The 8553-nt window shown below is 53.7% G+C and carries 6 protein-coding genes; 4 read left to right on the top strand and 2 right to left on the bottom strand.

All coding sequences use genetic code 11. The annotated features are described in order from the left end of the window. Window positions 1–270 precede the first annotated feature (270 nt). Complete coding sequence (locus FJ147_25395) at window positions 271–1425, bottom strand: acyl-CoA dehydrogenase (protein ID MBM4259222.1); 1155 nt, start codon at window positions 1423–1425, stop codon at window positions 271–273. Window positions 1426–1648: 223 nt separating this feature from the next. On the opposite strand from FJ147_25395, the gene mutS reads away from it, so the two are divergent. Further along, window positions 1649–4144: a DNA mismatch repair protein MutS gene (mutS, locus tag FJ147_25390; GenBank protein MBM4259221.1), complete on the top strand. Its 2496-nt coding sequence runs from the start codon at window positions 1649–1651 to the stop codon at window positions 4142–4144. A gap of 28 nt (window positions 4145–4172) precedes the next feature. Then, a complete protein-coding gene (gene mutL / locus FJ147_25385; GenBank protein MBM4259220.1) occupies window positions 4173–6086 on the top strand; it encodes a DNA mismatch repair endonuclease MutL in 1914 nt (637 codons plus the stop codon). A gap of 7 nt (window positions 6087–6093) precedes the next feature. Here the strand turns inward: mutL and FJ147_25380 are convergent, their stop codons facing one another. Beyond that, window positions 6094–6336, bottom strand: coding sequence for a hypothetical protein (locus FJ147_25380; GenBank protein MBM4259219.1), 243 nt, complete (start codon window positions 6334–6336; stop codon window positions 6094–6096). Between the two features lie 30 nt (window positions 6337–6366). Between FJ147_25380 and FJ147_25375 the strand changes: the two genes are divergently transcribed. Beyond that, complete coding sequence (locus FJ147_25375) at window positions 6367–7404, top strand: LLM class flavin-dependent oxidoreductase (protein MBM4259218.1); 1038 nt, start codon at window positions 6367–6369, stop codon at window positions 7402–7404. Window positions 7405–7415: 11 nt separating this feature from the next. Then, window positions 7416–8462: a 5-methyltetrahydropteroyltriglutamate--homocysteine methyltransferase gene (locus FJ147_25370; GenBank protein ID MBM4259217.1), complete on the top strand. Its 1047-nt coding sequence runs from the start codon at window positions 7416–7418 to the stop codon at window positions 8460–8462. Window positions 8463–8553 lie beyond the last annotated feature (91 nt).

Here is an 8553-nt window from a genome sequence, read left to right as displayed (position 1 = left end):
GGGCGGCGCGGGCACAGCGCAATCACTTAGCATGTTGTTATCATGCGTGGGTATCCTTGAAAGTGAAAGCTCAAGAACTGGGCCAGACCCTGTATGCCGTGCGGGAGAGTTTGTTTAGTCATTACCTCCGCGCTGAACTACAAAACCCTCATGTCACGGCTTGTTAAGGTCCAAAGCGTAAGTCCTGACTAAAATACAACTCCATACAGAGTCCTTCAGTGAAGCGTGTTTGAGGCTCCTTGCCTTGGCCATTTCTCGCGTCTGCTCACCCTATATTTTGTACAGCTGCAATAAATTACGCGCAATCACCACTTTTTGGATCTCACTGGTGCCTTCACCAATGATCATCAACGGCGCATCGCGATAGAAACGCTCGACCGGGAATTCTTGCGTGTAGCCATACCCGCCGAGAATCCGCATCGCTTCCAGTGAGACCTCTTGGCACGATTCTGAGGCAAAGAGCTTTGCCATGCCAGCTTCGAGGTCACATCGTTCACCACGATCTTTTTTGACTGCAGCTTGTTGCACGAGCAGGCGAGAAGCCTCGATCTTTGTCGCCATGTCGGCCAACTTCAACTGAATCGCTTGATGTTCACAAATAGGTTTACCGAAGGTCTCGCGTTGTTGTGAGTAGCGAATCGCCTCTTCAAATGCAGCTTGGGCGACACCAACGGCGCGTGCAGCAACGTTTATCCGTCCAACTTCTAGGCCACCCATGACCTGTTTAAAGCCTGCGCCTTCTTTCCCTCCGATCAAACTTGCCGATGGTGCGGGAAAATCTTCGAGGACAACTTCACAGGTGTCGAGCCCTTTATAGCCGAGTTTTTTGATGTCGCGGCTGACAGTGAGACCTGGTGCGCCTTTTTCCGCGGCAAATAAGCTGATGCCTTTATAGCCTGGTTTCGCACTGGGGTCAGTTTTGGCGGCCACACACAGAATGTTGCCGTGACGACTGTTGGTGATGAACATTTTGGACCCATTGAGCAGATAAACATCACCGTTTTTCTTAGCGACGGTGCGGATGTTCTGCACGTCACTGCCAGTGTGAGGTTCAGTCAGGGCCAGGCCGCCACGCTTTTCGCCTTTGGCCATCGCTGGCAGCAGTCGTCGTTTCTGCTCCTCAGTCCCGGACATCGCAATGATGTGAGCGAACAACAAGTGTGAGTTGATGATCCCACTGAGGCTCATCCAGCCGCGGCAGATTTCTTCGATGATCATGGCATAGGTGGTAAACGAGACGCCAAGGCCGCCATACTCTTGCGGAATGATCGCCCCGAAGAGGCCCAGTTCTTTCATGCGTTCGACGAGTGCATGTGGGTATTCATCGCGGTGCTCCATATCACTCGCGACGGGTTTGACTTCCCGCTCGATAAAGCGCCGGACGGTACTAATAATCTGCTTCTGTTCTTCGCTGAGGGTAATCATCATAGGTATGTCCTCTTTCTTGTGGGTTCGCGCCAATTCTCCAGCTTTCCGCAGCGAGATCAAGTGATGGGGTTGCCCGCTGGTCATGAATTAGGAAAGCAGATAAGTAAGCAGGCTATAGGCTGAAGGCCTCAGGCTACAGGGAAAACCGGCAAGAGTCTTCACGCTGTGGCCATGAGTTTTTTTTGCTGACTGCTGACAACTGATTACTGAGAGCGAAAAGATGGCACTGACTCCGCTAATGGAACAATACCTTGCGGTGAAGCGACAGTACGCTGATGCGGTTGTCCTTTTCCGCTTGGGTGATTTTTATGAAGTGTTCTTTGACGATGCGGTACAGGTGTCGTCCTTACTCGATTTGACCTTAACCGCCCGTGACGGTGGAGGCGGCAAAGTGCCGATGTGTGGGGTGCCGTATCATGCGGTGCAAGGGTATCTCGCTCGTCTCGTCAAAGCCGGAAAGAAAGTTGCTATTTGTGAGCAAGTCGAGGACCCAAAACTTGCCAAAGGGCTCGTCAAGCGTGAAGTCACACGGGTTGTGACGCCGTCAACCTTCATTGAGAATGATGCTGATCCCAGCAGCCCATTGTTGTTGGGATTATCTCGGGTCGAAAAACAATGGGGCGTCGCGTCGTTAGAACCTAATACCGGCGTCTTGTTATTTTGGCAGGAACCAGACGCAACGCTCGCAGATATGCTTAGCCGCATAGCACCGACTGAACTGGTAACAACGAAGGAGTTCGCCAATACCCCCGTTATCCTGGGCTATCGAGAGTCGCAGCCAACGACAGTGGTTACGCAACTCGATAACTGGCACGCTGGTGAAGAGGAGAGTGTCGCCAATATCAAAGCCTTCTTTCAGCTTGATTCGTTGCGGGCGTTGGAACTCGAACCGGCAAGTACGAGCGCGGTAGCACTGGTGCTCAAGTTTCTCCAAGGTCATTTGCAAACGACGTTGCCGCACATTGCTCTACCACGTCGGGTGCACGCTGAGACCGCAATGGCATTGGGGCCAGTGGTTGAGCGTAGCTTAGAACTCTTTCGTCCGTCGAATCCTGACTCACGCGGCAAGGCATTGCTTGATGTCATTGACGATACGCTCACACCCATGGGGGGACGTTCACTGCGTACCTGGTTGCGTAATCCGTTGCTCTCGCTGACGGAAATTGCAGCCCGACATGATGCCGTTGCTGAGTTCGTGAGCGCTCCTGACGTGTTGGAGAATGTCCGTGCGGCGCTATCGTCGTTTCGTGATCTCGAACGGTTAGCTGCACGTTTTAGCTGCCAGGTGGCGACACCAAAGGATCTTGCCGCCCTGCGTGATTCGCTGACACATCTTCCTGCATTACAGAGCGCCTTAGGGTCAACGGTATCGTCACTCCTGGTGCGACACCAACAGGCCCTGGCAATAGATCTGAGCACGCTGCAATCCACCTTAGCTCACGCGATTGTTGATGTTCCGCCGCTCCACTGTCGTGAGGGAGGGGTCTTTGCCAATGGCTATCATCAAGAACTTGATCGCCTACGGTCGATCGCGACTGACGCGAAGCAGTGGTTGGCTGAGCTGCAGGCTCGCGAGAGTGCCCGCACGGGTATTTCCTCGTTGAAGATCGCCTATAACCGGGTGTTTGGCTATTACATTGAAATCTCTAACACGCACCGTGCAAAGGTACCGCCAGAGTACACACGCAAACAAACTCTCGCCAATGCCGAACGGTTTGTGACTCCAGAGCTGAAAGAATACGAAGACCAAATCCTTCATGCAGAGGAACATGCGATTACGTTGGAACAGGAGCTGTTTGCGCAACTGTGTGCACTGGTGTTGCAACAACTACGCCAAATTCAAGCTGTCGCGACAGCCATCGCCGAAGTCGACACCCTCGCTTCCTTTGCCTGGCTGGCGATGCGACAGCAGTATGTCCGTCCAGAGATGACCGAAGAAGCGGTCCTGCAGATTGTCGGTGGACGACATCCCGTTGCAGAGTCACTCCTTGGTCGGGGAAAATTTATTGCCAACGATATTACCCTTGATCGGTCAACGCATCAGCTCATTCTTCTGACCGCGCCAAATATGAGTGGCAAGTCGGTTTACTTGCGCCAGACCGCGCTGATTGCGTTGCTGGCGCAAATCGGGTCGTTCGCACCTGCGACGAGCGCGCGGATCGGTATTGTTGATCGGATTTTTACCCGCATTGGCGCCTCGGATAATCTGGCGCTTGGGGAAAGCACGTTCGCGGTGGAAATGATCGAGACCGCGCAAATTCTTAATTATGCCACGCCCCGGAGTCTGCTCGTGCTCGATGAGATTGGTCGAGGAACTTCAACTTCTGACGGTCTCTCGATTGCACGATCGATTATTGAGTTTCTCGTCGATCCGAAAGGTCCACGCCCACGGACGCTATTTGCCTCACACTTTCACGAGTTAACTGAGCCGCACAGTCTGCTTCCGGGGGTGGAGAATTTCACCTTTGCGGTGCGTGAGTGGAAAGGCGAGGTCATCTTTCTCTATAAAGTCATTGCTGGTGCAGCGGATCAGTCCTACGGCATTCATGTTGCAAAACTGGCTGGGCTCCCTCGCAGTGTGGTCGAACGCGCCGAGGAAATCTTGAAGGGGCTAGAAGAGAAGGGAGTAGATCTGATTCGTCCGCCAAGACGTCGAGGGGGAACGCGCGTTTCGGCTGATCCAGCGCAGTTGGGGCTCTTTAGTCGGAGTTCGTAAAACGTACAGCGTAAAACGTAAGGGGAAGGTGGGGTGGTTATTCTTTACGTTTTACGTTTTACTCTCCGCCATGGGCCGTATTCATCTACTCGACGCACAGACCATCGAACAGATCCGCGCTGGCGAAGTCATTGAACGCCCGGCGTCGATTGTCAAAGAGTTAGTCGAGAATGCCATTGATGCGGGAGCGTATTCGATCTCTGTGAGCATCACCAAAGGGGGAGTCGACGAGATTGTCGTGCAAGATGACGGCGAAGGCATGAGTCCAGAGGATGCTCAACTCGCCGTTCACCGTCATGCAACGAGTAAAATAACCAAGAGTGAGGAACTCTTTGCGCTCTCGACGTTGGGATTTCGTGGCGAAGGGTTAGCGAGTATCGCTGCCATTACCCATTTGGAAATTCTCAGCCGCAGAGCGGACGCGAATGAAGCCACACGCGTGCGTGTGACCGGTGGGGTAGACATCGAGGTGAGTCCTGCAGCGGGTCCGGTTGGCACGCGAGTGACCACGCGACATGTGTTTTTCAATACACCTCCTCGTCGTGCCTTTCTGAAGTCACCCACTGCTGAAGGCAGTCAGATTGAAGAGATGATGATCGGACTGGCACTGTCGCGCCCTGATTTGCATTTCACCTTTACCTGGGATCAGCGTGTTGCCTTTGATGCGATTCCCCAGGAGACCTTGCTTCCGCGCGTACGAGCGGTGCTCGGTAAGGAATGGGCGCAGGATCTCATTCTTGTCTCAGAGAATGAGCGATCACTGTTTGAAGAAAGCGGGATAGCGGTACATGGGGTTGTCGCTCCCCCAGAACGCAACAAAAATACTCGCACAGGTCAGTATTTCTTCGTCAACCGCCGGTTGGTAAAAAGCCAGCCGTTGTCATTTGCTTTGAGTCGCGGTTATGGTGAGTTGCTCCCGGCCGGGCGGTTTCCGCTTGGTGTTTTGTTCCTGACCGTGCCTCCGCATACGGTTGATGTCAACGTGCATCCGACCAAACGCGAAGTGAAATTTCAGGATGAACGCGCCGTGTTACATGTGCTAGTGCATCACGTGCGCAACGCTCTAGATCAGAGTAACCTCTTTAAGACTGTCGCACCCGCGACTGTCGCAGTGCCGAATGTGAATGCCCCGTCAGTCGCTGCGGTACCGATGATGCCGCACGTAACCTCAATCGCTGTGAGTCCGGATATTCCGCTCCCAGATCCCGCGGATTATCCCCGTCGGCCCACGTCGCAACCTTCTCCGCTTCCTCTTATCGAGCCTCCGCTGCGTATGGTTACCAAGCCGCCTGAACAACCGCCGATACAACCCGTGCCTCTCAAACCTGCGACCCAACCGGTTCTGTGGATACGACCTGATGGGACTGAGTTTCAGATCGTCGGACAGAGTCACGGACTGTTTGTCATTGTCGAAGTCGAAGGGGAGTTGTGGATTGTCGATCAGCACGCTGCTCACGAGCGGGTGATCTATGAGCAAGTGTTGGCCTCACTGCAACGACGACAAACGGACTCGCAACCACTATTGCTGCCGATAACGTTTGAATTGGTGCCTGCGGCACGTGTAGCTTTGGAAGAGAGTTTCGGGTACTTAGCGACTTTAGGTTTCGATATTCGTCCGTTTGGTGGCAACACCTATCAAGTGCAGGCGACACCAACCTACTTTCGCGCCAGTGACACACCAGATTTGTTGATCGAACTCGCGCAAGCGCGTGCCGAAGGGCGCTCAGACAATTCACTCGAAGCCAAGCAAGAAGACCTCGCTGCGCGTATTGCCTGCAAAGTAAAGTCCGTCAAAGCTGGGCAGAGTCTGACTGCTGACGCAATGAAACAGCTCGTGTCATCGCTGCTGGCATGTAAGTCACCGTTTGTCTGCCCGCACGGTCGCCCGACGATGGTACGGTTGCCAGTGCAGCAATTGGCGGTGCAGTTTGATCGGAGGTAGGGGTTGGTTAAACTGACAAAGAGGCTTGCTGGGAGATCAACTCTCGAACCCGTCGGGCAACTAACTTCCTGTGCTTTTGTAAGACGGCTGCTTCGTGCTCTTCGCTCTGCCGTTCTTGTTCCCGTTCGGCGAACTCACGAACGGCAATGCGTACAAGGGCAGAGCGATGCCGATGACGCAGAGAGGCTTGGGCTAGTTCATCGAGAAGGTTCAATGTTGTTTCATCAATAGTCACGGCAATAGTTTTCATATAGCTTTTCTATATTGTAAGGAGATAACCATGAGCACGATACGCTTTGGAGTGTTTGATCACGTTGAGCGACGAGGCGATTCGATGGCAGGGCTGTTCGCCGGGCGCTTTGACCTCGTGCGTGAGTATGATGCCGCGGGATTCTATGGCTACCATGTCGCTGAGCATCATGCGACACCGCTGGGGATGGCTCCTTCTCCGGGATTATATCTGGCTGCAGTTGCGCAATGTACGAAACGTATTCACCTTGGCCCGCTGGTGTATCTCTTGCCGCTCTATAATCCGATGCGACTCGCGAGCGAAATTTGTATGCTCGACCATATTAGTGACGGACGCCTGGAAGTGGGTGTTGGCCGCGGCGTCTCGCCGTTTGAACTGGCGTATTATGGCATCTCGTTTATGGACTCGCGTGAGGTTTTTGAAGAGGCGCTGGGTGTTGTGGTGAAGAGTTTACGCAACGAACGCCTCACTCATCGTGGACCTCACTATCGGTTTGATAATGTGCCGATGGAACTAAGACCGAAACAGCGCCCCAATCCGACGTTCTGGTACGGGATCACGTCGCAAGAGAGTTTGATGTTTGCCGCAAAACATGGGATGCAGATGGTTGGCGGTGGTCCGATTCCCATGTTGAAAGAGCTGACTGCCGCCTATCGTGTTGAACTCCCGAAACATAAAGGGAAGCCTGAGGACTTGAACCCGCATATTACCGAGCCGACGATTGGTGCGATTCGTCACTGCTATGTTGTCGGCGATGAACGTGAGATTGAACAGATCGCCACGCCTGCCTACAAACAGTTCTATGACAACTTGACCAAGCTCTGGCGAGATTTTCGTACGCTTCCTGACTATGGTTTTACTCCGGATCTAGCTATCGCGCGCAAGTTTGACGTGGCGATTGTTGGTACTGCCGAACAGGTACGAGACGAAGTTGGCAAATTCTTCGATCAGAGCGGTTGCAACTACCTGGTGCTATCTTTTGCCTGGGGTGGACTGAGCCAGGATGATTCGCGCCGGTCGCTTGATCGCTTTGTGACGAAGGTGATGCCGCAGTTTGTGAAAGCATAGGGTGCTCTACGATGACTCCTCCTCGCTTACCCACAACCGTGATCGGCAGCTATCCGCAACCCGAGTGGCTCGTAGATCGTGCGGCACTTGTTGGACATGGTGTTCCACGTATTCGTACGCAGGGTATTTGGCGCATTGTTGAGCCCCTGTTGCAACAGGCGCAAGATGACGCCACGCTTGTTGCTATCCATGAAATGGAACGGGCTGGAATCGACATCGTTACTGATGGTGAGATGCGACGCGAGAGTTACTCGAATCGCTTTGCCACGTCACTAGCTGGAATGGATATCGATAATCCCGTGATCATCACCAGCCGTAATGGTTTTCAGACACCGGTGGCGCGTATTGTTGGCAAGATTCGTCGCACCCACCCAGTCGAAGTGCAAGACATGCTTTTCCTCCGCCAACACACGCAGCACCAAGCGAAGATTACCATTCCGGGGCCTTTCACGATGGCCCAACAAGCAAAGAACGAGTACTACAAAGACGAAGAAGAGATGGCGATGGACTTCGCGGTGGCGGTCAACGAAGAGGCGCATGCGTTGGTAGCCGCCGGTGCGGATGTAATTCAGCTTGACGAGCCCTGGCTGCGAAACAATCCAGAGGCTGCACGGCGCTATGCGGTGAAGGTGATTAACCGCGCACTACAAGGATTGCGAGTGACGACCGCAGTCCATCTCTGCTTCGGCTATGGATTTCTCGTGCCGGGAGAGAAACCACGACGCTACGATTTTCTCACGCAGCTTGCCGAAAGCGCTGCCGATCAAATTTCCATTGAGGCTGCACAGCCGGATCTTGATCTCGGCGTCCTGAGGGAATTGGCGTCGAAGACCATTGTTCTCGGCGTACTTGATCTTTCTCGCCCTGAAGTCGAAACCGCTGAGGTGGTGGCCGAACGGATTCGACGTGGCCTCGCGTATCTTCCGGCCACTCGTCTTATCCCAGCGCCTGATTGTGGCATGAAGTACCTGGCCCGCGAGACGGCTTTTGGCAAGCTTCGTGCCCTCGCGGAGGGGGCCGCTTTAGTGCGGCGTGAGTTAGGCATGGGCAAGAATTAAGTTACCGATTAAGAGCGAGGAAGAAGCGTATAGTTCCAATCGCCATGAAACTTACCGGGTTTGATATTGAGCGCTTGAAACTCATCGTCGG

The sequence above is a fragment of the Deltaproteobacteria bacterium genome (assembly GCA_016874775.1).
Lineage (GTDB): Bacteria > Desulfobacterota > Binatia > Bin18 > Bin18 > VGTJ01.
The sequence above is the reverse complement of the archived record's forward strand: the minus strand, read 5'-3'. Positions and strand labels throughout refer to the sequence as shown.

Bases quoted from the DNA above. Each gene is read 5' to 3' on its own strand.
- FJ147_25395 (MBM4259222.1), bottom strand. From the start codon at position 1,425: ATGATTACCCTCAGCGAAGAACAGAAGCAGATTATTAGTACCGTCCGG.
- mutS (MBM4259221.1), top strand. From the start codon at position 1,649: ATGGCACTGACTCCGCTAATGGAACAATACCTTGCGGTGAAGCGACAG.
- FJ147_25380 (MBM4259219.1), bottom strand. From the start codon at position 6,336: ATGAAAACTATTGCCGTGACTATTGATGAAACAACATTGAACCTTCTC.
- FJ147_25375 (MBM4259218.1), top strand. From the start codon at position 6,367: ATGAGCACGATACGCTTTGGAGTGTTTGATCACGTTGAGCGACGAGGC.
- FJ147_25370 (MBM4259217.1), top strand. From the start codon at position 7,416: ATGACTCCTCCTCGCTTACCCACAACCGTGATCGGCAGCTATCCGCAA.